Annotated in this window: 17 protein-coding genes and 1 tRNA gene; 11 read left to right on the top strand and 7 right to left on the bottom strand. The window is 66.1% G+C overall.

Annotation, left to right across the window (positions count from 1 at the left end; all coding sequences use genetic code 11):
* Positions 1–185: 185 nt before the first annotated feature.
* A complete protein-coding gene (locus ABIE08_RS16595) occupies positions 186–650 on the top strand; it encodes a DUF29 domain-containing protein (RefSeq protein ID WP_354552697.1) in 465 nt (154 codons plus the stop codon).
* A gap of 38 nt (positions 651–688) precedes the next feature.
* Here ABIE08_RS16595 and ABIE08_RS16590 read toward each other — a convergent pair whose 3' ends face one another.
* The 3 genes from ABIE08_RS16590 to ABIE08_RS16580 form a co-directional block, all read right to left on the bottom strand.
* Positions 689–1,390, bottom strand: a complete 702-nt coding sequence (locus ABIE08_RS16590; protein WP_354552834.1) for a type 1 glutamine amidotransferase — start codon at positions 1,388–1,390, stop codon at positions 689–691.
* Between the two features lie 91 nt (positions 1,391–1,481).
* Positions 1,482–4,631: an efflux RND transporter permease subunit gene (locus tag ABIE08_RS16585; RefSeq protein ID WP_354552696.1), complete on the bottom strand. Its 3,150-nt coding sequence runs from the start codon at positions 4,629–4,631 to the stop codon at positions 1,482–1,484.
* Positions 4,628–5,959, bottom strand: coding sequence for an efflux RND transporter periplasmic adaptor subunit (locus tag ABIE08_RS16580; RefSeq protein ID WP_354552695.1), 1,332 nt, complete (start codon positions 5,957–5,959; stop codon positions 4,628–4,630). The genes ABIE08_RS16585 and ABIE08_RS16580 overlap by 4 nt, the downstream gene beginning before the upstream one ends.
* Positions 5,960–6,236: 277 nt before the next feature.
* Here ABIE08_RS16580 and ABIE08_RS16575 point away from each other — a divergent pair, with 277 nt between their 5' ends.
* Positions 6,237–7,190: a DMT family transporter gene (locus ABIE08_RS16575; protein WP_354552693.1), complete on the top strand. Its 954-nt coding sequence runs from the start codon at positions 6,237–6,239 to the stop codon at positions 7,188–7,190.
* A 44-nt stretch (positions 7,191–7,234) separates the two neighbouring features.
* On the opposite strand, the gene ABIE08_RS16570 is transcribed toward ABIE08_RS16575, so the two are convergent.
* Positions 7,235–7,981 carry an SDR family NAD(P)-dependent oxidoreductase gene (locus ABIE08_RS16570; RefSeq protein WP_354552692.1) on the bottom strand — a complete coding sequence of 249 codons (747 nt, stop codon included), beginning with the start codon at positions 7,979–7,981 and terminating at the stop codon, positions 7,235–7,237.
* Positions 7,982–8,140: 159 nt separating this feature from the next.
* On the opposite strand from ABIE08_RS16570, the gene ABIE08_RS16565 reads away from it, so the two are divergent.
* The 3 genes from ABIE08_RS16565 to ABIE08_RS16555 all read left to right on the top strand — a co-directional run bounded on the left by ABIE08_RS16565 (position 8,141) and on the right by ABIE08_RS16555 (position 11,205).
* Positions 8,141–9,511 carry a glutamate--cysteine ligase gene (locus ABIE08_RS16565; protein WP_354552691.1) on the top strand — a complete coding sequence of 457 codons (1,371 nt, stop codon included), beginning with the start codon at positions 8,141–8,143 and terminating at the stop codon, positions 9,509–9,511.
* A 91-nt stretch (positions 9,512–9,602) separates the two neighbouring features.
* Positions 9,603–10,427: a universal stress protein gene (locus ABIE08_RS16560; RefSeq protein ID WP_354552689.1), complete on the top strand. Its 825-nt coding sequence runs from the start codon at positions 9,603–9,605 to the stop codon at positions 10,425–10,427.
* Positions 10,428–10,506: 79 nt separating this feature from the next.
* Positions 10,507–11,205, top strand: a complete 699-nt coding sequence (locus ABIE08_RS16555) for a DUF937 domain-containing protein (protein ID WP_354552687.1) — start codon at positions 10,507–10,509, stop codon at positions 11,203–11,205.
* Positions 11,206–11,335: 130 nt separating this feature from the next.
* On the opposite strand, the gene ABIE08_RS16550 is transcribed toward ABIE08_RS16555, so the two are convergent.
* Positions 11,336–11,686 (bottom strand): DUF1127 domain-containing protein, encoded by a 351-nt coding sequence (locus ABIE08_RS16550; protein WP_354552686.1) that lies wholly within the window; start codon positions 11,684–11,686, stop codon positions 11,336–11,338.
* Positions 11,687–11,974: 288 nt separating this feature from the next.
* On the opposite strand from ABIE08_RS16550, the gene ABIE08_RS16545 reads away from it, so the two are divergent.
* On the top strand, positions 11,975–12,856 hold the full coding sequence (locus tag ABIE08_RS16545; RefSeq protein WP_354552685.1) for a LysR substrate-binding domain-containing protein: 882 nt from the start codon (positions 11,975–11,977) through the stop codon (positions 12,854–12,856).
* 18 nt (positions 12,857–12,874) lie between these two features.
* Positions 12,875–13,294, top strand: coding sequence for a bleomycin resistance protein (locus ABIE08_RS16540; protein WP_354552684.1), 420 nt, complete (start codon positions 12,875–12,877; stop codon positions 13,292–13,294).
* Between the two features lie 334 nt (positions 13,295–13,628).
* Here the strand turns inward: ABIE08_RS16540 and ABIE08_RS16535 are convergent, their stop codons facing one another.
* A complete protein-coding gene (locus ABIE08_RS16535) occupies positions 13,629–16,874 on the bottom strand; it encodes an ATP-binding protein (RefSeq protein WP_354552682.1) in 3,246 nt (1,081 codons plus the stop codon).
* A gap of 326 nt (positions 16,875–17,200) precedes the next feature.
* Here ABIE08_RS16535 and ABIE08_RS16530 point away from each other — a divergent pair, with 326 nt between their 5' ends.
* From ABIE08_RS16530 to ABIE08_RS16520, 3 genes are all read left to right on the top strand, one after another.
* On the top strand, positions 17,201–17,581 hold the full coding sequence (locus ABIE08_RS16530) for a phasin (RefSeq protein ID WP_354552681.1): 381 nt from the start codon (positions 17,201–17,203) through the stop codon (positions 17,579–17,581).
* A gap of 258 nt (positions 17,582–17,839) precedes the next feature.
* Complete coding sequence (locus ABIE08_RS16525; RefSeq protein ID WP_354552680.1) at positions 17,840–18,340, top strand: phasin family protein; 501 nt, start codon at positions 17,840–17,842, stop codon at positions 18,338–18,340.
* A 168-nt stretch (positions 18,341–18,508) separates the two neighbouring features.
* Positions 18,509–18,585: transfer RNA gene (locus ABIE08_RS16520), tRNA-His, on the top strand.
* Between the two features lie 282 nt (positions 18,586–18,867).
* On the opposite strand, the gene ABIE08_RS16515 is transcribed toward ABIE08_RS16520, so the two are convergent.
* Positions 18,868–19,671 carry an AraC family transcriptional regulator gene (locus ABIE08_RS16515; protein WP_436409565.1) on the bottom strand — a complete coding sequence of 268 codons (804 nt, stop codon included), beginning with the start codon at positions 19,669–19,671 and terminating at the stop codon, positions 18,868–18,870.
* 103 nt (positions 19,672–19,774) lie between these two features.
* Here ABIE08_RS16515 and ABIE08_RS16510 point away from each other — a divergent pair, with 103 nt between their 5' ends.
* The gene (locus ABIE08_RS16510) at positions 19,775–20,953 is read left to right on the top strand and encodes an MFS transporter (protein ID WP_354552677.1); all 1,179 of its coding nucleotides are present in this window, start codon (positions 19,775–19,777) and stop codon (positions 20,951–20,953) included.
* The last annotated feature ends 27 nt before the right edge of the window (positions 20,954–20,980 follow it).

The raw sequence follows: 20,980 nt of genomic DNA, 5'->3' as shown, positions 1-20,980 counted from the left end.
GAGGAGAGATCCTCCTTCGAGGCCCGGCTTCGTCGGGCGCCTCAGGATGATGGTCGGGGGATGGAAATGCCGTTGGAAAAGAAGGTTGACCGGTCCCTCGGCAGGCCCGAAAGACGAACTCCTCTCGGGGCCCCGTTCGTGGCATAGTGAGCGGACCCATTTGTCTTTGGTCAGGAGAAAGCTGCATGGGCCTCGCCAAGGAAAAGCCGCTCTTCGATCCGCCGACCGATTACGAAGATGATTTCTCTGCTTGGCTGTACGAGCAGATCGAACTCTTGCAGCAGAAGCGCATCCATGAAGTCGATTTGCCCAACCTGATCGAGGAGTTGGAGGACATGGGGAGTGAGCAGCGTCATGCGCTGGAGTCTTCCTACCGCCTCCTGATTGGCCATCTGCTGAAATGGACATACCAGCCGGAACAGCGATCCGCCTCCTGGGAAATCACCGTCTTGCGCGAGCGTGGCAACATCGAGCGCCGTGAAAAGCGCAATGGATCGCTGAAGGCGGATGCTGGTCGAATCGTTGCGGACATCTACCGCTACGCGGTACGCGAGGCTGCAGTCGAAACGGGCCTGCCGAAATCGACCTTTCCTGCAGAGTGCCCATGGACCTTGGAACAGCTTCGTGACCCGGACTTCATGCCCGCATAACGGCGTTCGGCATCCTTAGGAACGTTTGACGAGCCCGCCTACCGGATCGTTGCGATCCAGGCACGGGCGATCGCCCTTCCGGCGGCGTCGGCGCGGCTGCCGAGCGGACCTTCCTCGCGAGCATGGCGCTCCGGCCAGTCCGGATCGATCTCCGCCGCGACATCGCCGAACGTGTCGCTCCAGTCGCGCACCAGCGCTGTATCGGCCTCAAAGTGGAACTGGATGCCATAGACGGCGCGGCCGATGCGAAAGGCCTGGTTGGGCGTCAGCGCGCTGGTCGCCAGGTGGACGGCGCCCTCCGGCAGGCTGAACGTGTCGGAATGCCAGTGGAACAGGGGCGACGGGCCCTCCAGCACGCCGACGACGGGATCGTCGCGGCCCGCCTCCGTCGGCGTGACTTCCTGCCAGCCGAATTCGGTCGGCCGGCCCAGGATATTGTTGGCGCCATAGCCGCGCGCCAGGATCTGCGACCCCAGGCAGATGCCGAGCACGGATTTGTCGGCATCGCCAAAGGCGCGCATCAGGCGGGCGAGGCGCGGCAGATAGGGATGCGCCTCGTCGTCGACCGCGCTCTGGCCACCGCCGAGCACGATGATCGCATCGTAGCCTTCCGGGGTTTCCGGCAAGGCGTCGCCCTCATGGGCGCGGCGGATATCGATCACCGCCCCGGCCGAGGCAAGCGCCGGCCGCATCAGGCCGAGCGAGGTGGCTTGATAGTTTTCGACGACGAGAATGCGCATGGGGCTGACGGCTCGCTTGGATTCGGCGTCCATCAATAGATGCCGATCCGAACGATTCCGCCAGCCCGCGCTTGTCGCGAATGAGCCGAAGCTATTCTCCGGCCGGCTGCGGCAGCAGTGCCGGCGCCGCAGGCGATCCGGCCGGCGTCGCCGGCTCCGCCGAAGGGCCATGGCGCAATCCGGCGAGGAACCGGCTCAAGCGCTCCATCTCCACAAAAATCACCGGCGTGATGAACAGCGTCAGAAGCTGCGAGACCAGCAGGCCGCCGACCACCGCGATGCCGAGCGGCTGGCGCAGTTCGGCGCTGGCGCCGGTCCCGAGCGCGATCGGCACCGCGCCGAGCAGGGCCGCGAAGGTCGTCATCATGATCGGCCGGAACCGACGCACCGCCGCTCGGTGGATCGCCATCTCGGGCGCGAGGCCCTCCTCGCGCTGCCCGACAATGGCGACGTCGACCATCATGATCGCGTTCTTCTTGACGATACCGATCAGCATCAGGATGCCGATCAGCGCGATGACCGAGAGATCGAGCCCCATGATCTTCAGCGCCACGAGCGCGCCAAAGGCCGCCGCCGGCAGGCCGGACAGGATGGTGAGGGGGTGGATGAAGCTCTCATAGAGCATGCCGAGCACGACATAGATCGTCAGCACCGCCGCGAAGATCAGGATGCCCTGCGTCGCCAAAGATTGCTGGAACACCTGCGCCGTGCCGGCATAGGAGGTGTAGACATTGGCCGGCACGCCGATCTGCTGCTTCAGCACCTCGATCTGGTCCGTCGCCTGGCTGAGCGCGACGCCGTCCGGCAGGTTGAACGAGATGGTCGCCGCCGGCAACTGGCCAAGCTGGTTGACCGTGACGGGGCCGACCGCGCGCTGGACGCTGGCAAAGCTCGACAGCGGCACCAGCGTGCCGGACGACGAGCGCACGCGGATGTCGGAAAGCAGGCTGTCCGACCAGGCCAGATCCGGATCATATTCGAGGATGACGTCGTAGCTCGAGCCGGTCGCCTGGATCGTCGCCGCCGTCGAGGTGCCGAAGCCGTCTTCCAGGGTCTGGCGCAAGGTGGCGGCGGAAATCCCGAGCGAATCCGCCTTGTCGCGGTCGACGACGATGCGGGCCTGCAGCGCGTTGTTCTGCAAATTGTTGGCGACGTCGACGAAATGCGGGTCGCCGCGCATCGCCGTGGTCATCCGCGTCGCCCAGTCGTTCAGCGCCTGTTGGTCGATCGCCTGCAGCATCAGCTGGTAGGTGCTCTGCGAGCTGACGCCGCCGATGCGCAGGTTCTGCACCGGCTGGATGTAGGACTGGATGCCGGGAATGCGCGAAAGCTGCGCCCGCAGATCGTTCATGACGACATTGACAGGCGGACGCGCATCCTTCGGCTTCAGCTGCACCGACAGCGAGGCGGAGTTCAGCGTCACCGATCCCGGTCCACCGCCGACGAAGGAGGCGACGTGATCCACATAGGGCGAGGCCTTCAACGTCGCCTCGACCTGCCGCTGCAGCCCCACCATGGCCTGGAAGGAGATATCCTGCCGCGCCTGGGTCGAGACCGAGAGTTGGCCGATATCCTCCTGCGGGAAGAAGCCCTTCGGCAGCGTCATGAACAGCCAGCCGGACGCCACGACGGAGGCCAGGAAGACGCCGAGGATGATGAAGCGATGCGCCAGGCACCAGCCGACGCCGCGGTCATAGCGTCCCTCGACCCAGAGGAAGCCGCGCTCGAACCAGGCGGCCGGTCCCCGCCGGACGTGGCTGATGGCGGATTTCGGCAGGCGCGCCGCCAGCATCGGCGTCAGCGTCAGCGACACCACCATCGACGCGCCGATCGCCAGCGTCACGACGACGCCGAACTCGTTGAACAGCCGGCCGATGACGCCGCCCATCAGCAGCACCGGCAGGAACACGGCGACAAGGGACAGCGTCATGGAGACGATGGTCGCGCCGACCTCGCGGCTGCCGACCAGCGCCGCCTCGAAGGGCGGCATGCCTTCCTCGACATGGCGCATGATGTTTTCGAGCATGACGATCGCATCGTCGACGACGAGGCCGACGGCGAGCGTCAGGCCGAGCAGCGAGATGTTGTCGACGCTGAAGCCGAAGAAATACATGCCGCCAAAGGCCGCCACTAGCGACAGCGGCACGGAGAGCGCCGGGATGAAGGTGGCGGAAACCTTGCCCAGGAACAGGTAGATCACCAGGATCACCAGGCCGATGGTGATCGCCAGCGTGGTCTGCACGTCGGCGATAGCGGCGCGGATCGAGGTCGAACGGTCGTTCAGCACCTTGATCGTCATCGAGGCAGGCATCGACGCCATCAGCTTGGGCAGCTGCGCGTTGACGGCATCGACCACGGCGACGGTGTTGGCGCTCGGCTGGCGTTGGATCGCCAGCACGATCGAGCGCGTGCCGTCATACCAGCCGGCCGTCTGCGCGTTCTGCACGCCGTCGACGACATTGGCGACATCCGAAAGCCGCACCGGGCTGCCGTTCGGATTGGCGATGATCAGCTGCTTGAAGGCCGCGGCGTTTGTCATCTGCGTCGGCGCGTCGATGACGAGCGACTGGCTCCGGTTCTGCATCGTGCCGACCGGCGTCTGGTCGTTGGCGGCGGCAAGCGCCGACGCGATCTGATCGAGGCCGATATTGCGCGTGGCGAGCTTGTCGGGATCGGCCTGGACGCGGACGGCATAGGTCTGGCCGCCATAGACGCCGACCTGCGCGATGCCGGGAAGCGTGGAAAGGCTGGGCGAGATCACGTTCTCGGCGAAATCGTCGAGCGTCGACATCGGCAGCGTATCGCCCTGCACGGCCAGCAGCAGCACCGGCGCATCGGCCGGATTGACCTTCCGGTAGCTGGGCGGGTTCTGCATGTTCGGCGGCAATTGCCGCAGCGAGCGGTCGATCGCCGCCTGAACGTCGCCGGCGGCGGTGTCGATGTTCTGGTTGAGCGCGAATTGCAGCACGATCTGCGAATTGCCGAGCGAGCTGGTGGCGCTGATCGTGTCGATGCCCGAGATGGTCTCGAACTGCTTGATCAACGGCGTGGCGACGGCGGTCGCCATGGTCTGCGGCGAGGCGCCGGGCAATTGCGCGCTGACGCTGATGGTGGGGAAGCTGACTTCCGGCAACGCCGCCACCGGCAATTGCTGGTAGGCGAAGACGCCGCCCATGGCGACCCCGAGGAAGAACAGAATGGTCGCGACCGGGCGGCGGATGCAGAGCTCGGAGATCTTCACAGCTTGGCCTCCGATCCGCTGACCGCTTGAGGCGCGCTCGAGCTTGTCTGCGGCCCGGTTTTCGGCGCTCCCTTTGGCGGCGGCGCGACGGCCGGCTTGGCGTCCCGGACGTTCACCTTCGTGCCGCTGGCAAGCGAGAGCTGACCCTCGGTCACCACCGCCTCGCCGGCCTGGAGGCCCGAGACAATGCCGGCGCGATCCCCGACAATGCCGGCAAGCTCGACCGGACGGACGTCGATGGTCTGGTCCGGCTTGACGACGAAGACATTGGAACCCTGCTGCCCCGGCTGAACCGCGACGGTGGGAACCAGCACGACGTTGGTGTGCATGCCGAGATCGACATCGACCTTGACCGCCTGCCCCGGCCAGAACAGCCGGTTGTCGTTCGGCACGGCGGCGCGGACCGCCATCGTGCCGGAGCTGGTATTGATGGTGCTGTCGATGAAATCGACCGTCGCCTCGGCCGAGCTGCCGGCCGGGGTCGCGGGGTGAGGCTGCGTCGCGGCGGCGGCCTTCGGGCCGATAGCCACCGCCGTCGGCTGGTTCGAGGGCGAAACGCGCACCGGCACGGAGCCTGCCGCCAGGGACTGCCGCAGCAAGCAGACATCGGCGTCGGAGACGGTGAAATTGGCCTCGAGATGGGTCATGTCGGTCAGCATCACCACCGAGTTGCCCGGCTGGACGAGGCTGCCGACCGTGATCAGAAAGGCGCCGAGCCGGCCATCATGCGGCGCGGTGATGCGCATGTCGTCGACCACCACCTGATCGGCGTCGATATTCGCCTGATCCAGCGTGACCACGGCGGCGGCGCTGGCGGCGGCCGCGACGGCCTGGTCGAGCTGCTGGCTGGAATCGACCTTGCGGGCGACGAGGTCCTGCGCGCGCTTCAGGTCGGCCGTGGTGGCAACGACGGTGGCCTGGTCGCGGGTGAGCGCCGCCCGGTCGCGCGCCAGCGTTGCCTGCGCGGCGCGATCGTCGAGCTGGACCAGGAGATCGCCGGCCTTCACGTCGGCGCCGTTCGCGAGTGCGATGCGGGTGACGACACCCTGCTGCTGCGTCGTCACGGGGGTCGAGGCGACCGAATTGATCCAGCCGATGGTAGAGCGCCGGACCGGCAGGTCGCCGGTCTCCGCCTGGGTGACCGTCACGGACGGCGTGGCGTTGCGCCGCCCGCCCTTACCCCCGCCGCCACCGCCTCCTGCATCCGCCGGCGGACCGTCGCTGGCCGCGAACCGGTCGATCGAGGCGGGAAGAAGCCCCTCCCGATAAGCAACCCCGACGACAACCACTGCGGCAACAACCAGCACGGCAACAACGGATCTGCGCATGACGAGCTTTCCTGCGTCCCCCGCTATTGCTATGGCGCGGTCGCCTGAACGTTTCTCATTAAATCGCGGTAAGCTTTGCCGAGCGGCCGCGGCGGCGCCGGTTTTCGCCCGCGGGCCAAGCGCGACGCCTTCGCAATTAGGCGCTGAATTCCGCGACTTTCCCGCATTGCAACATCGGACCCATCAATCTGGGTGACGTCACCGCTCACAAAGATTTGCTGGACGGGGTGCGGGGTTCCTGCTCTCGGTGCAGTCCCCCAGCCATCCGGATCGCCGCATGTCTCCCCCAACCGATACCCACGCGACCGAAATCGCCCCGGCCGCCCTCCCACGCGCCAAGCCCTCCGAGGCGGCGATGACACGGCTCGATTATTCGCTCTATGCGGTCACCGTGTTTGCCTGGAGCACGAGCTGGATCGCGCTCAAGCTGCAGCTCGGCGTCGTCGCACCCCAGGTGGCGCTGACCTGGCGGTTCCTGCTCGCCTCGCTGGTGATGTTCGGCTGGGCGATCGTGCGCCGCCACCGCCTCGCCTTCCCGCTCGCCGACCATCTGCGCTTCATCGGGCTCGGCTTCTTCATCTTCTCGATGAATTTCCTGCAGTTCTATATCGGCGGCGCCAAGCTGGCCTCGGGCCTGCTCGCCGTCATCTTCTCGCTCGCCTCGGTCTTCAACATGCTGCTTGGCGCGATCTTCCTGCGCCAGTCGGTCGACCGGCGCGTGCTGCTCGGCGCCGCCTTCGGCTTCGGCGGCGTGGCGCTGATGTTCTGGCCTGAGATCGCCGGCACCGAGATCGACCACGACGCGGCCATCGGCCTGCTGCTCTGCGTCGGCGGCACGCTGTTCTTCTGCATCGGCAACATGATTTCCGCCTCGGCGCAGAAACGCGGCATTCCGGTCGTCTCGGCCAGCGCCTGGGGCATGGCCTATGGCGCGGCGATCCTGGCGATCACCGCGGCGCTGCTCGGCAAGCCGTTCATCTTCGACCCGTCCTTCCAGTACATCGCCTCGCTGCTATGGCTGGCGCTGCTGTCCTCGGTGGTCGCCTTCTTTGCCTATCTGACGCTGCTCGGCCGGATCGGCTCAGGCCGCGCCGGCTATTCGACGGTGCTGTTCCCCGTCTTCGCCCTGCTGATCTCGACCTTCGCGGAAGGCTATCACTGGACGGTCTTCGCGATCGCCGGCCTCGCCCTCGTCATGGTCGGCAACGTCATCGTGCTCGGCCGGCGCTGAGGAACGAGAAAACCCGGAAGGCGTGGGCCTTCCGGGTTTCGTAATCAGACCATCCGCATGCTCATGCCGCCATCGACCACCAGCGTCTCGCCGGTGATGAACTCGTTGGTCAGCAGCTCGACGGCGGCGGTCGCCACCTGCTCGGGGGTGCCGAGGCGCTGCAGCGGGATGCGGTTGGCGAGGTTGTTGGCGCGCGCTTCCGGCGTCATCGCCTCGTGGAAGCGGGTTTCGATGATGCCGGGGCAGATCGTGTTGATGCGGATGCCTTCATGGCCATGGTCGCGGGCGAGCGCCCGGCCCATCTGCGGCAGCGCGCCCTTGACGGTCTGGTAGGCAATGGTCGCCGGGCAGCCGCGCAGGCCCGCCACTGACGAGATCAGGAGCATCGCCCCGCCCTGCTTCGCGAGCGACGCGTGCGCCGCGCGGAACAGGTGGAACGGCGCATGGACGTGAACGCGAAAGGCATTCTCCCAAGCCTCCGGCGTGACCGTCAAAGCCGTGCCCGGCACGGCGCCGCCGGCCGAGGGAACGAGATAGTCAACCCGGCCGAAGCGCGCGAGCGCGGCATCGACGATCGCCGGCGCCGAAGCCGGATCGGCCGCATCGGCGGCATGGAACAGCACGCCGGTGACGGCGCCGAGTTCGCGCATCAGCTTCTCCACCGGCTCGTCGCGATGGCGGCCGGAAAGCACGAGGTCGACGCCCCGCGAAGCAAGCGCCCGGGCGATCGCCGCGCCGATGCCGCGCGTCCCTCCGGTGATGATGGCAACCGGTCTCGCCGAATCGGTCATTCTGATTTTCCTCCCTGAAAGCATGTCCTCGGTGCTATCGGTGCACCGATTCAGGCGATCGGTCCACCGCCCGTCTCGGTTTTGCGAGGTAATGGCCCCTCCATTGCCGTTCCCCTGGCGCGCCGCTACTGTGCCGCGCCTCACTGCTTCGGAGTACTCATGGCCCGCGACGCTACCGATTCCACGATCGTCGAATCGCGCGACGAACTCGTCGACGTAATTGCCAGCGGCTCCAAGCCCAAAGCGCAGTGGCGGATTGGCACCGAGCACGAGAAATTCGGCTTCTACACCGATGACCTGACGCCCGTCCCCTATGAGGGCCCGCGCGGCATCGAGCGTATCCTCCGCCTGATGGAAGGTCTTCTCGGCTGGCAGCCGATCGAGGATCGCGGCCTGATCATCGGCCTGGTCGACCCCATCGGCGGCGGCGCCATCTCGCTGGAGCCCGGCGGCCAGTTCGAGCTTTCCGGCGCGCCGCTGGAGACGATCCACCAAACCTGCCGCGAACTGCACGCGCATCTCGCCCAGGTGCGGCAGTGCGCCGAGCCGCTCGGCATCGGTTTCATCGGCCTCGGCACCTCGCCGATCTGGTCGCTGGCCGAGACGCCGGTGATGCCGAAATCGCGCTACGAGATCATGGCCCGCTACATGCCGAAGGTCGGCACGCGCGGCCTCGACATGATGTTCCGCACCTCCACGGTGCAGGTGAATCTCGACTTCTCCGACGAAGCCGACATGGTCAAGAAGATGCGCGTCTCGCTGGCGCTGCAGCCGATCGCGACGGCGCTGTTCGCCAACTCGCCCTTCATCGACAACGCCGCCAACGGACTGCTGTCGAACCGCGCCGAGATCTGGCGCGATACCGACAATCAGCGCTCCGGCCTGATCCCCTTCGCCTTCGAGGACGGCTTCGGCTTCGAGCGCTATGTCGACTGGGCGCTCGACGTGCCGATGTATTTCGTCAAGCGCGGCGACACCTATCACGACGTCGCCGGCCAGTCGTTCCGCGACCTGCTGAAGGGCGAACTGCCGGGCCTGCCGGGCGAGATCGCGACGCTGTCGGACTGGAACAACCATCTCACCACGTTGTTCCCCGACGTGCGGCTGAAGAAGTACATCGAGATGCGCGGGGCCGATGCCGGTCCGTGGCGGCCGCTCACCGCGCTGCCGGCGCTCTGGGTCGGCCTGCTCTACGACCAGCCCTCGCTCGACGCGGCGTGGGAACTGGTCAAGGACTGGACGGTGGAGGAGCGGCAGGCCCTGCGCGACGGCGTGCCCCGCACCGCGCTTTCGACGCCGTTCCGCAACCACACGGTCCGCGATATCGCCCGCGAAATGGTGCAGATCGCACGGCGCGGACTGACGGCGCGCGGCTATCTCAACAGCGACGGCCATGACGAGACGGTCTATCTGCAGCCGCTCGAGGAGATCGTCGCCAGCGGCCAGACCCTGGCCGAGCGGCTGCTCCACGAATGCCGGACGGAGTGGAACGGCGACATCAGCGAAGTCTTCCGCCGCCACGCCTACTAGTTGCGCATATTTGCCGATTGATCCTTCTCAAAGCGCGTGGTCGGAGTAGACTCTAGCCTCGCCAGGATCGAGAGAGCCAAGGGAGCGCATCATGGATATCAAGGACATCAGCGTCGTCGTCGATCTGGCCGGCGACCGGCCGGCCGCGCGCGCCGCGGCCGATCTCGCCAAGCGTCTCGGCGCCCATCTGACCGGCCTTTCGCTCGCCTATGATCCGATCGTGCCCGGCTATGCCGTGGCGCCCGTGCCGGCCGACTTCATGATCAGCGCCCGGAACCAGGCGATGAAGGAAGCGGAGACGGCGATCGACGCCTTCCACAAGATCGCCGCAGAAACCGGCATCGAGGGCGAGGCGCATCTGGTCGACGTCATGGCCGGCGGCGGCCTGGACGGCATCGTGCACGAAGTGCGCTTGGCCGATCTCGTCATCATCGGCGAGGACGACCCGGACCATCCCGAGCCGGTGCGCGAAGCGCTGATCGAGGCCGTGCTGTTCAATGCGGGCGCGCCGCTGCTGATCGTGCCGCGCAAGGGCAAGACGACGATCGACCCGAGCCGCATCATGATCGCCTGGGACGGGACGATCACCGCCGCGCGCGCCGTGCGCGCCTCCATGCCGTTCCTGAAAATGGCCAAGCATGTCGAAGTGGTGCTGGTCGACGACGGCAAGAAGCTGCCGACCGGCGAGCGGCTCTGCGGCCACCTGCTGCGCCACGGCGTGGAAAGCAGCATCCGCAAGGTGCCCAATCCTGGCAAGGACGTCGCCAAGGCCATCCGCCAGGCGGCGATCGACGCCGATTCCGGCATCATCATCATGGGCGCCTATGGCCATAGCCGGCTGCTGGAATGGATCCTCGGCGGCGCGACGCGCGGCATGCTGACTGGCCTGAGCCTGCCGGTCTTGATGACGCACTGATCGCGGCGATCGACACGAACGAGTTGACGCGGGCCGACCGCCGCGCCGAACATGCCCTTGGGGCGGCGGGAGCAAGATGATGAAAACCTTCTACGATCTGATGCTGGAGGCGCAGCAGGGCGCCTTCGCCGCGACCATGGCCAAGGAGTTCGGCCTGTCCCAGGACCAGCAGTCCAAGGCCTTCGAGGCGATGATGCCGGCCTTCTGGCTTGGCATGCGGCGCACCTCCGCCGACCCGTTCGGCGTTGCCGCCTTCTGGCAGCAGGTCGGGGCCGGCCAGTTCCAGTCCTATTTCGACAATCCGCTGGCGGCGATGACGCCCCGCGCCCAGGCCGATGGCAACGGCATCGTCGAGCGCATGTTCGGCTCGCCGGAGGTCGCCAAGGCTGTGGCGCTGCAGGTCGAGGCATCCACCGGCATCGCGCATGACGTGATCCGGCGGATGATGCCGGTCATGGCCAACATGATGATGGGCGGGTTGCAGCGGCAGACCGAGAGCTACGACAACCCGTTCCTCGCCATGATGCGCGACATGACGGGCGGCGGCGCCCGGCCGAAGCCCGCGGCGCAGAAGCGGCCCGACCTCCCCTTCGTCACGCTGATGGAGAGCTTCCTCGGCAAGGAGAAGGAGCCCGAGCCGGAGCCCGGCCCGATGAGCAACGAGGAAGTGATCGACCGCCTGTTCGATGCCGGCAAGAGCATGCAGGACAACTACCGCAAGTCGATGGAGATGATCTTCGACCGCTTCGCGCCAGCGACGACGCCCCGCAAGGACTGACGCCGCCGTCGCACGGAAAAGAAAAGGGCCCGCCACGAGAGCGGCGGGCCAAGTGCGGAACCGCCAGGGGATCTAGGGGTTCCGGCTGCGGCGGTATCGCAGGGCCTGAGCAACGATTTCGTCGCGATTCTCAGGCCTTGCGCTGATAGCGGGCGGACGAGCCGCGCAATTCCCGGGCATGGACGAGGCGGTCCTTCGCCTGCGCCTGGGTGGCATAGCGACGCTCGAGCGAGCGCATGGAGAGCTGGACCGATGCGTCCTCATCGGCACGCGTCGACAGGGCGGAATACACATCGCCATGCGTCAGTCCGATATCGCTCAGCATGCGGGCGTCCCAATCGAGAAGGCGCGCGACGGAGCGACGATTTTTCCAGATGCGAACGCGCGTCACAAGTGCCGTCGCGACCTGGGCGACGATCAGGACGATCGTGCGGCCACGCGACGGGCGAGCATGCGGGGTGAACGTTTCGAATGTGGTCATGTCAGCCTCCAACGGCAGGCGTGGCGAAGTCCTTCGAATGCTTCGAAGGGGTTGTCCGGCACGCGTCTCGGGTACGCTCTGAAGATGCCCCGTCCCGATTGATCATTCCAACGAATGTTTCTAATATCAGCCATCGGAATTGATGATGCTTATCGTGGGGCCTGGAAGCCTGTTTGCCCCGCGCCGACGTCCCGCTCCAGCGGAAACGGCGATGCTTCGTTCGCGGGCGAACCATCGGGGCGGGCCCGGCAGAGCGAAACGGCGGCGGCATCCAGCGAGGGTAGTGCCATGGCATCGATGCTTGATCTCGACCAGTTGCGGACCTTCGTCGCGATCTCGGACTCCGGCAGCTTCACGCGCGCCGCGGAGACGGTTCACAAGACCCAGTCGGCGGTGTCGATGCAGATGCGTCGTCTGGAGGAGCGGATCGGCAAGCCGATCTTCGGCCGCGACGGCCGCAGCGCCAAGCTGACGGAAGACGGCGAGCGCCTGCTCGGCTATGCCCGACGGATGGTGCGCCTGTCGGACGAGACGATGGCCGCCTTCGACGACGACGAACTCTCGGGCCGTGTCCGCCTGGGCACGCCCGACGATTATGCCGACCGCTTCCTGCCGGAGATCCTGGCCCGCTTCTCGCGCTCCAATCCGCGCGTCGAGGTGACGGTGGTGTGCGAGCCGACCGTGCAGCTGATCGAATGCCTGCGCGCCGGCGAGCTCGATCTCGGCATCATCACCAACATCAAGGGCACGCCGATGACCGAGGTGGTCCGGCAGGAGCCGCTGCTCTGGGTCGTCTCGAACCACCACCAGCTCGAACAGGACGACGTGCTGCCGCTGGCGCTCGGCCGCGACACCTGCTGCTGGCGCAAGACGGCGATCGAGGCGCTCGCCCAGACCGGGCGGCGCTATCGCATCCTTTATTCCAGCAACAACTCGACCGCGCTCGCCGCCGCGGTGCTGGCCGGGCTCGCGATCTCGGTGCAGCCGGAATCGGCGTTGCGGCCGGGCATGCGCGTGCTGGGCGAGGCCGATGGCTTCCCCAAGCTCGCGCCCTGCGAAATCGGGCTCATCCGCGCCTGGAACAAGCCGACGACGCCGATCGTCGACGCGCTGGCCGAACATATCGTGTCTTCGCTCGACAACCTTTCCATGCAGATCGCCGCCGAATAGCGGCCCGGGACAGAACCGATGCCGCCCAAACTGGTGCCCGAACTGGAGGTTTCGAACCTCGACGAGTCGCTTCGTTTTTATATCGGGCTGGCCGGCTTCCGCATTCTGTACGGCCGCCCGGAGGAAGGGTTCGTGTTCCTCGATCGCGACGGCGTGCATCTGATGCTGGAGGAAGCGGAAGGCCCCGGCCGCCGCTTCCACAAGGCGGCGCTGGAGCGTCCCTTCGGGCGCGGCATCAATTTCCAGATCGAGGTCGAGGATGTCGATGCGCTCTGGACGCGGATGCGCGACGCGGCGCCGATCACCCTGCCCTTCGAGGAACGCTGGTATCGGCGCGAGGACGAGGAACTCGGCCACCACCAGTTCGTCGCCGCCGACCCGGATGGCTATCTGCTGCGATTCTTTACAAGCCTCGGCACGAGGCCGGTGGCGGGCTGAGGCCCCTAGCAGGGGCTGGCTGGGACTCGCCTCCTACTGAAGCGCGCCCCTGCGCCTAGCGCTTGAGACAGCCAAGCAGGCCAGGCTGCGTGGAACGTTCGTCGCCCCGGCGGAGGCCGGGGCCCATAAACACCGGCCGCGCAGTCACAGCCCCAGCTCTTTCCGGCAGCCTCGCGGGTATGGATCCCGACCGTCGCCGGGATGACGACCGAGGGAAACAGGGCTGTGGCGCTTTAGCGCTATTGAGCGAAGAACTCCCTGAGGAGACGTCGGAAGCCGAAGGCCGAGTCTGCCCTCGCCCGCTTGCGGAAGAGGGACAACGTGAAGGTCTTCCCTACCCCGCGAGAACCCGGGTCGCCGGGAAGGTCACGCGGATCAGCGTGCCCTGGCCGACCGCGCTATCGATCTGGAAGGCCGCGCGGTTGGCCTCGACCAGCGCCTTGGTCAGCGGCAGGCCAAGGCCCGTGCCGTCGCTGCGATGCTTCGCCGAGGTCGCGATCTGGCGGAACGGCATCAGCGCCGTCTCCACATCCTTCTCCGACATGCCGATGCCGGTATCGCGAATGCGCAGCGTCACCTCGCCCCGCTCCTCCAGCGCCGTCGACACGATCACCTGGCCGCCGGCCAGCGTGAACTTGACGGCGTTCGAAACCAGGTTGAGCACGATCTGCCGGATCGAGCGCGGATCCGCGACGATGCTCGGCACCTGGCTCGAGAGGCTGGTGCGAATGATGATGCGCTCGCGGTTGGCCTGCGGTTGCATCATCGCGACGCATTCCATGACGATCTCGTTCAGCGCCACGGCCTCGAAATTCAGGTCGAGCTTGCCGGCCTCGATCTTGGAGAGATCGAGCAGGTCATTGAGCAGGCTCATCAGATGCGCGCCCGAGACATTGATGTCGCGCAGATATTCCTTGTAGCGCTCGGTGCCGATCGGGCCGAAGCGCTCCTCCATCATGACTTCGGAAAAGCCGATGATGGCGTTGAGCGGCGTACGGATCTCGTGGCTGACCTTGGCGAGGAAGTCCGACTTCTGCATCGAGGCCGTCTCGGCCGCGCGGCGGGCGTTGATCAGCTCTTCCTCGGCGTTCTTCCACTGTGTGATATCGCGCAGCACGGCGCAGAATTTTCCGGTCTCGCCGAGCCGGCCCATCGTCATGAACAGCGGAATGAGCCCGCCCTGCGGCACGCGGCCGATGACCTCGCGGCCATCATTGAGCACGCTGGCCACGCCGTTCTGCGCCAGGCCCTCGAGATAATCGAGCGCCGATTTCCGGCTTTCCTCGGCCAGCAGATGGGTGAAGGGCAGGCCCGCGACATGGGCGGAATCGACCCCGAACAGCGCCTCGGCGCTGCGGTTGATGCGCACGATGCAGCCATCGGCATCGACGACCGCGACGCCATCCGTGGCGGTATCAAGGATCGCCTCCAGTTCGGCGATCTTCTGCCCGGCCGCGGCAAGATCCTCGACCAGCTGGCGGTCCGGCGACGGCGCCCGGGCGACGGGGGTTTCCACACGCCCTGCAAGCGCCGGTTCCGGCGCCTGGACGACTTCCACGACCGGTTCGGGCTCGTGCGCAGGCGCAATTTCGGCCGTCGGTAGCTCGGCGGCAAGCACAGCCGCACTCTCGGGCGCGACAGCCGTTTCCGTCGCCTCGACTTCCGGCATGTCGGCGGCTCCGTCCTGCGGGACAGCCGGCGCGGAGGCATCGGCCGAAGCCGACGTCTGGTTCGATTGGGTATCCGTCTGGGCGACGTCCACGGGCGCCGCTGGCGCATCGCCCCTCGGCTCCGGCACGACGGTCGCCTCGACTGCGCGCGCCGGGGCATCCTGCCCCTTGGCTTCCTCGGCGGGCGGGGTTTCCGCCACCGGCTTGGCGGCGTCCTCGACCTTGGCGCCGAGCGCCACGGCGATCCGGCGGAAGGCGTCCTGCTCGGGCATGCTCAGCCGTTCGGCATCGGCCGGCAGGGTTGCGGCGCGCGGCAGGCGCACGACATTGGACGGCTCGGTGGCGGGCGGCCGCGTCGGCAGAACCACGACCGGCCTCGGCGCCGCGACGGGCGGCTCGCGGCGCAGCTCGACCGGGCGGATGACGCCAAAGCCGCGATAGCCCTCAAAGGCCCGATCGCGCGAAAAGGCGGGCAGCGCGGCGAGGTCGACCGAAACACGCAGGTCCAGGCCATCGACGGGCCAGTTCAGGGTCGCGCCGCTCCAGGTATCGCGCCGGGCGATCAGAGCGGCAATGGTGCCTTGCGGGTCCAGCCCGCGCTCCGCCGCGACGGTGTGCCAGGCGACGCCGACGATGGCGGCCGAACGCGGCCCGACGACCGCCGCGAACTCCGGCGAGACGAAGCTGAAGCGGCTTTCCGAATCCATCTGGAAGACGAAGCGGACGGGGGTGGACGGCGCCTCGAACCGGAAGCCGGGCTGTTCTTCGACCGGCGAGGCCCCGACGGCCTCGGCTGCGGCAGCCGGCTCGGGCTCGACAGGCGCAGCTTCCGGCCCATCCGGCGTTGCAGGCGGCGCATCGGAAGGCGCAGCCTTTTCCGGCGCCATGTCGGTCGCGGCCGGAACGGGGGCCTCGACGGCGGGCGCTTCGCTAACCGCCTCGACGATATCCGCCATCGACTTCGGCGCGCGCTCGAGCGGCGGCGCGGCGCTTTCGACATCCACGAACGGTTCGGTTTCCGATTTCGGCTCTTCGACCGGGAGCGGAGCGGCGGCCTTTTCCGGCTCCGGCTCAGCCGCCGCAGGCGGTTCTTCCGGCGCGGCGACAGGCTCGGCCGGCGCCGTGGCGACTGCGACCGGCTCGAGAGCGGGAGGCTCCGCCCCAACGGACTCGGCGCCTTCGCTCGCAGCTTCTTCGTCCGGCGCTGGCGCCGAAAGGACAGCAACCGGCTCCAGGCGGACTCGTTCCGCCGGGCCGACGACCAGGAGATGGAAACGCCGATCGTCCTGCTCGAAGCGCGCGACACCGGCCGGACGGCGGACGTCGTCGATGCGCAGCACACGCTTCAGCAGGCGCGCCTCGCCGCGATCGATGCCGGCGACCAGCGCCTCGATGGCGCTTTCCGCCGCCGTCAGGGCGTCGAGCCCGCCGGAGGCGGCAACCACCTCGCCCGAGGCATCCAGAATGGCGACCAGGCAATCCTCGGCCGCCAGCGCATCGGCCAGGCGTTCGGCGCGCTCGCTCAGCGACGACGCCGGCCCGCGCGGCGCATCAAGGGCGATCAGTACGGCGCTGCTGTCGTCGCCCAGCGCGATACGCGTGCAACGGGCCGCCAGGCTCTGCAGCCTGCCGCCGGTCGCGAAACTGATGCGCTCCATGCGGGTCGCGCCCTTCGGCAGGGCGCGGGCAAAGCGGGCGATCTGGAGGGTCGAGGGGAAGGTCTCGGAGAAGCGGCGTTCCAGCAGCCGGTCGAGCTCGGCGACGCCGAAGAAATCGGCGCCGGCGGCATTCGCCCAGAGCACCCGTCTTCCATCCGCTGCCCAGACGAAGGTCGGGCGGGCAGACAGCAAAGCCGGTCCGACGGTCGGCAAGGCCGACAGGTCGAGATAGGCAAGATTGCGTGCACTCATGTAGCTGCCACTTTTCCCGCCATTCCGGCGTACTCACTCTCACGCCTGGCGCAGCCCTGTGATCGATGGGGCCGCCTGCTCATCGTCCGCCGATGAACAATCTTCTCCTCAAGAGCGTCAGTCCCTGAAGACAAGCTAATATAGGGCCTGCCCTCCCCGGTCCACGCCGTGCCGCCGCAACCCCTTATCTCTTCCATCCTTTGGTTAATGTGTTGCTTGCGCTTTCCATCAAAGGCGATCCATGCCGCAAGCATTGCCCGCAAGCTCGCCTTGCGTCGCCCCCAACAGGGACTATTGTTGTCTTGTCCTCAACATGGGAGATGGCGATGGCTGACAAGACGGCATTCGAAATTCCGGAGCAGATGCGGGCCCTTGCCGACAAGAGCGTCGACCAGGCCAAGAAGGCTTTCGACGATTTCATGGGCGCCACGGTGAAGGCGGTCGAGAAATCGGAGACATCGGCCAAGACCCTGCAGTCCGGCGCGCGCGACGTCAACCGCCAGGCGCTCGCTTTCCTGGAGGCCAATGTGGCCGCGTCCTTCGACTTCGCGCAGAAGCTGGTGCGCGCGCGCAGCGTCGAGGAACTTAGCCAGATCCAGCAGGACTTCCTGAAGAAGCAGGTCGAGGCGGCGCAGAGCCAGGGCAAGGATATGGCTGACACCATCGGCAAGGCCGCCAGCGAGGTGCAGCAGCAGACCAAGAAATAGACCAGGAAATGGGCAGGATGGCGAGGAACGCGCCAGATTTCCCGTCCCCGTTGCCGTGCCTTTCGGCGGCTTGGGCGTGTCGCCCCTGCTAAGATCCTGAAATCACTTCGAAATTGTGCAATGCAACAAAATATTGCATTGCACAATGAATTGACGTAAGGTCGCGTCAAGTCGATCGGAGTTGCAATGGATCCGCAATCCCTGGATCCGGGACCAAGCTCCGCGACGGCGATTGAGCCCGAAGGAGACTTTCAGTCCATGTCCGATACCGCCACCGCCCCCAAGAGCGCCAAATCCGCTTCCAAGTCGAGCAAGGGTTTCGACGCCCCGTTTGAAGCGTTCAGCTTCGCGGTTCCCAATGTCGAGGTTCCCGCAGCCTTCCGCGAGATGGCCGACAAGGCTGTCGCCGGCTCGAAGGATGCCTATGCCAAGCTGAAGACGGCCGCCGAAGAGGCGAGCGAAGTGTTCGAGGACAGCTACGAGACCACCCGCAGCGGCTTCGTCGCGCTTGGCAACAAGTCGCTCGACAACGCCAAGACGCATTCGGACGCCACCTATGCGTTCGCCCGTGCCTTCATGGGCGTCAAGTCGTTCGCCGAAGCGGTCGAGCTCCAGGCCGCCTTTGCCCGCCAGCAGTTCGAGACGCTGACGGCGCAGACCCGCGACATGCAGGAATTCGCGCAGAAGTTCGCGACCGACGCGTCGCGCCCGGTCAAGCAGGGCGTCGAAAAGGCGCTGAAGAGCTTCCAGCCCAGCTGATTACATCTGGATCGGCCCCTTGCCGATCGCGGAATTCCGCCAAAAATGACGAACGGCCCGATCGATTTTCGGGCCGTTTCGCTATCGGCTCAAAGCTTCTGCGGATAAGTCGGATTCCGTGCTTGTAACCGGCGAACTTTGATTCTAGGTTCCGCTCGCTTTTGGCAGGCAGTTGTAGCTCAGTTGGTTAGAGCGTCGGATTGTGGCTCCGAAGGTCGGCGGTTCGAGCCCGCCCAACTGTACCAAAGCACCTCCATTCGAATCATTGAACGTTGCGAGTTTCCCCCTCTCGGGGAATATCGTTTGCGATCGACCTGGGAAGCACCCGGGAACCACCGCGTTCTTCCGCGAACTTCGAAAGCCCAACACGGCGAGACGCACTCGGCGCTATGTGCGGCGATCAGGGACCGCTCGGCGGCTTCCGCTGCTCTCGCTAGGTCTGCTCAGCCCCCCTACGCATCGCAATGATCAGAATTGCCAAGAGCATTGCCCAGATGCCGAGGGCGCGTGGTAGGCAACCGTCTTGATCAGGAACCGTCGCGTAGCTCCTGTTCGGCGACATAGCGGGCGGGCGGCTTACCCAAGGCATTCTTGAACATTGTGATGAACGCGCTGACGGACTCGTAGCCGAGATCATCCGACACGCTTTGCACCGAACGCCCGGATGTCAGGCGTTGCAGGGCGATGATGATATGCAACTGCTGTCGCCACCTGCCAAAACTCATCGACGTTGTCCTGACAACCAAGCGCGCCAGTGTGCGCTCACTCATGGCGACGCGCTTCGCCCATTCGGCGACCGTGCTGCGGTCGTCCGGGTTTTGGATCAGCGCATTGGCGATCCGGGTCAGAGTCGGGTCATCGGGGATCGGCAGATGAAGCGACGCTACCTTCATGCGCCGCAGTTCCTCGAGTACCACCTCAGCAATCCGGTCCTTGTGCGAATCCGGGGCATGGGCGCTCCGCGGATAGGCTGCCATGTGTTTGATGATCTCTATGACGAGGCGTGTCAGCGACAGCGTGCAGCACTGGGTCGGCAGTCCCGGCACGGAGGGTGCGACAAAGAGCAGGCATATCCGGCCATTGGCCGTGACGTGATTGGAATGCAAGACGTTCCCCGGGATCCAGACCCCGCTGCCCGGCGGGACCATCCACAAGCCACCGTGCGCCCGGCACATGACCCCGCCCTGCAGGGCCACGACCAGCTGACCTTTGCGATGCTGGTGCATGGGCAACTCCGCCTCGTGCTCCTTGACCGTGATACTGGCCGCGAACGCCGGCTCATCGACCAAGTCCGGATCCAAGGAAGCCAAGGAGGCGTGGAGGGAACTCATGGGTGATTGACCGATTTCGAAAACTATTCGTCATGATACCGAAATTCGGCAGGGCTCGCCCCCTCTAGTGTCAGCGCAGTTTCACCTCTCGCGCTGGAAATCCATGTCCTCTCACGCCCGCCGCCTTCACCCATACTGGATCATCGTCGGAATCCTGCTTTTCTCGACCAATTTGCGGGCCCCGTTCACATCTGTCAGCCCGCTGCTCGACCTTGTCCGCGACGCCTTCAGCATGGGGGCGAGCGAGGCCGGGCTACTGATGACGCTGCCACTGCTCATCTTTTGCGTCATTTCGCCGTTCTCGGCAGGCTTGGCTCGGGAATATGGCCTGGAAAGAACCTTGTTCATTGCCTTGATCGTGATGGCAGTCGGCATTCTCGTTCGCTCATTAGGTCCGTCCTGGGGCTTGTTTCTCGGAACGTCGCTGTTGGGCGCGGGAATAGCGGTCGGCAACACGCTTCTACCCAGCCTGCTCAAGCGCGATTTCCCCGATCAGCTCACCAAGCTGACGGTTGTCTATTCGATCACGATGGGCGTGGCATCGGCAGTCGGCTCGGCGCTTGTGGTGCCGCTGGCCCAAGCGTTCAGCTGGCAGATTTCGCTTGGCGCCTTCTTGACTTTGCCTGTTCTGAGCGCCCTGGCCTGGCTGCCGCAGCTTCGTCGGCATTCGCGCCCGGCTGCCGGCACCGCCACGGCCCCGCATGGCGGCGTTATCTGGCGATCGTCACTGGCCTGGCAGGTCAGCCTGTTCTTTGGCGTCAATTCCTTTGTCTACTACGCGGTCGCCACTTGGCTTCCGTCCATTCTGCTGACCCAAGGCTATTCACCGGATCAGGCCGGTTCGCTTCATGCCGTCATGCAGTTCGCGACCATCCTGCCGGGATTTGTGATCGTGCCCCTGGTGAAGACGGCAAGGGACCAGCGGGGCCTGGCCGCGGGCCTGGCGCTATCGGGTCTTTTGTCGCTGGCAGGGCTGCTGTTCGCGCCAGCCCTCGCCGTATTGTGGGTGGCACTCTTCGGTTTCGGAATTGGCGGCGCCTTCGTGTTGGCGCTCGCTTTTATTGGCCTGCGGACGGCCACCTCGCATCAAACCGCGACTCTTTCGGGCATGACCCAATCCGTCGGATATCTCATGTCGGCAACCGGACCGGTTTTGCTGGGAGCGCTGCATGACGCGGCAGGAAGCTGGCAAGCGGTGTTGACCGTCTGCATGATTTTCTGCGTTGTGCTCGCAGCGCTAGGTCTCGGAGCCGGACGTTCGATTCATGTGTCATCGAAATGACTGGGATGGAAACAACCACGGTCTGCC

This window comes from Kaistia defluvii, from assembly GCF_040548815.1.
In the GTDB taxonomy this organism is placed as follows: domain Bacteria; phylum Pseudomonadota; class Alphaproteobacteria; order Rhizobiales; family Kaistiaceae; genus Kaistia; species Kaistia defluvii_A.
This window is presented reverse-complemented; position numbering and strand designations above follow the sequence as displayed.

What these genes read in the sequence shown, in the direction of transcription:
- ABIE08_RS16550 (WP_354552686.1), bottom strand. Translation starts at nt 11,686, where the DNA reads ATGACCACATTCGAAACGTTCACCCCGCATGCTCGCCCGTCGCGTGGC.
- ABIE08_RS16570 (WP_354552692.1), bottom strand. Translation starts at nt 7,981, where the DNA reads ATGACCGATTCGGCGAGACCGGTTGCCATCATCACCGGAGGGACGCGC.
- ABIE08_RS16545 (WP_354552685.1), top strand. Translation starts at nt 11,975, where the DNA reads ATGGCATCGATGCTTGATCTCGACCAGTTGCGGACCTTCGTCGCGATC.
- ABIE08_RS16560 (WP_354552689.1), top strand. Translation starts at nt 9,603, where the DNA reads ATGGATATCAAGGACATCAGCGTCGTCGTCGATCTGGCCGGCGACCGG.
- ABIE08_RS16515 (WP_436409565.1), bottom strand. Translation starts at nt 19,671, where the DNA reads ATGAGTTCCCTCCACGCCTCCTTGGCTTCCTTGGATCCGGACTTGGTC.
- ABIE08_RS16595 (WP_354552697.1), top strand. Translation starts at nt 186, where the DNA reads ATGGGCCTCGCCAAGGAAAAGCCGCTCTTCGATCCGCCGACCGATTAC.
- ABIE08_RS16535 (WP_354552682.1), bottom strand. Translation starts at nt 16,874, where the DNA reads ATGAGTGCACGCAATCTTGCCTATCTCGACCTGTCGGCCTTGCCGACC.
- ABIE08_RS16510 (WP_354552677.1), top strand. Translation starts at nt 19,775, where the DNA reads ATGTCCTCTCACGCCCGCCGCCTTCACCCATACTGGATCATCGTCGGA.
- ABIE08_RS16565 (WP_354552691.1), top strand. Translation starts at nt 8,141, where the DNA reads ATGGCCCGCGACGCTACCGATTCCACGATCGTCGAATCGCGCGACGAA.
- ABIE08_RS16575 (WP_354552693.1), top strand. Translation starts at nt 6,237, where the DNA reads ATGTCTCCCCCAACCGATACCCACGCGACCGAAATCGCCCCGGCCGCC.
- ABIE08_RS16530 (WP_354552681.1), top strand. Translation starts at nt 17,201, where the DNA reads ATGGCTGACAAGACGGCATTCGAAATTCCGGAGCAGATGCGGGCCCTT.
- ABIE08_RS16525 (WP_354552680.1), top strand. Translation starts at nt 17,840, where the DNA reads ATGTCCGATACCGCCACCGCCCCCAAGAGCGCCAAATCCGCTTCCAAG.
- ABIE08_RS16555 (WP_354552687.1), top strand. Translation starts at nt 10,507, where the DNA reads ATGAAAACCTTCTACGATCTGATGCTGGAGGCGCAGCAGGGCGCCTTC.
- ABIE08_RS16540 (WP_354552684.1), top strand. Translation starts at nt 12,875, where the DNA reads ATGCCGCCCAAACTGGTGCCCGAACTGGAGGTTTCGAACCTCGACGAG.
- ABIE08_RS16590 (WP_354552834.1), bottom strand. Translation starts at nt 1,390, where the DNA reads ATGCGCATTCTCGTCGTCGAAAACTATCAAGCCACCTCGCTCGGCCTG.
- ABIE08_RS16580 (WP_354552695.1), bottom strand. Translation starts at nt 5,959, where the DNA reads ATGCGCAGATCCGTTGTTGCCGTGCTGGTTGTTGCCGCAGTGGTTGTC.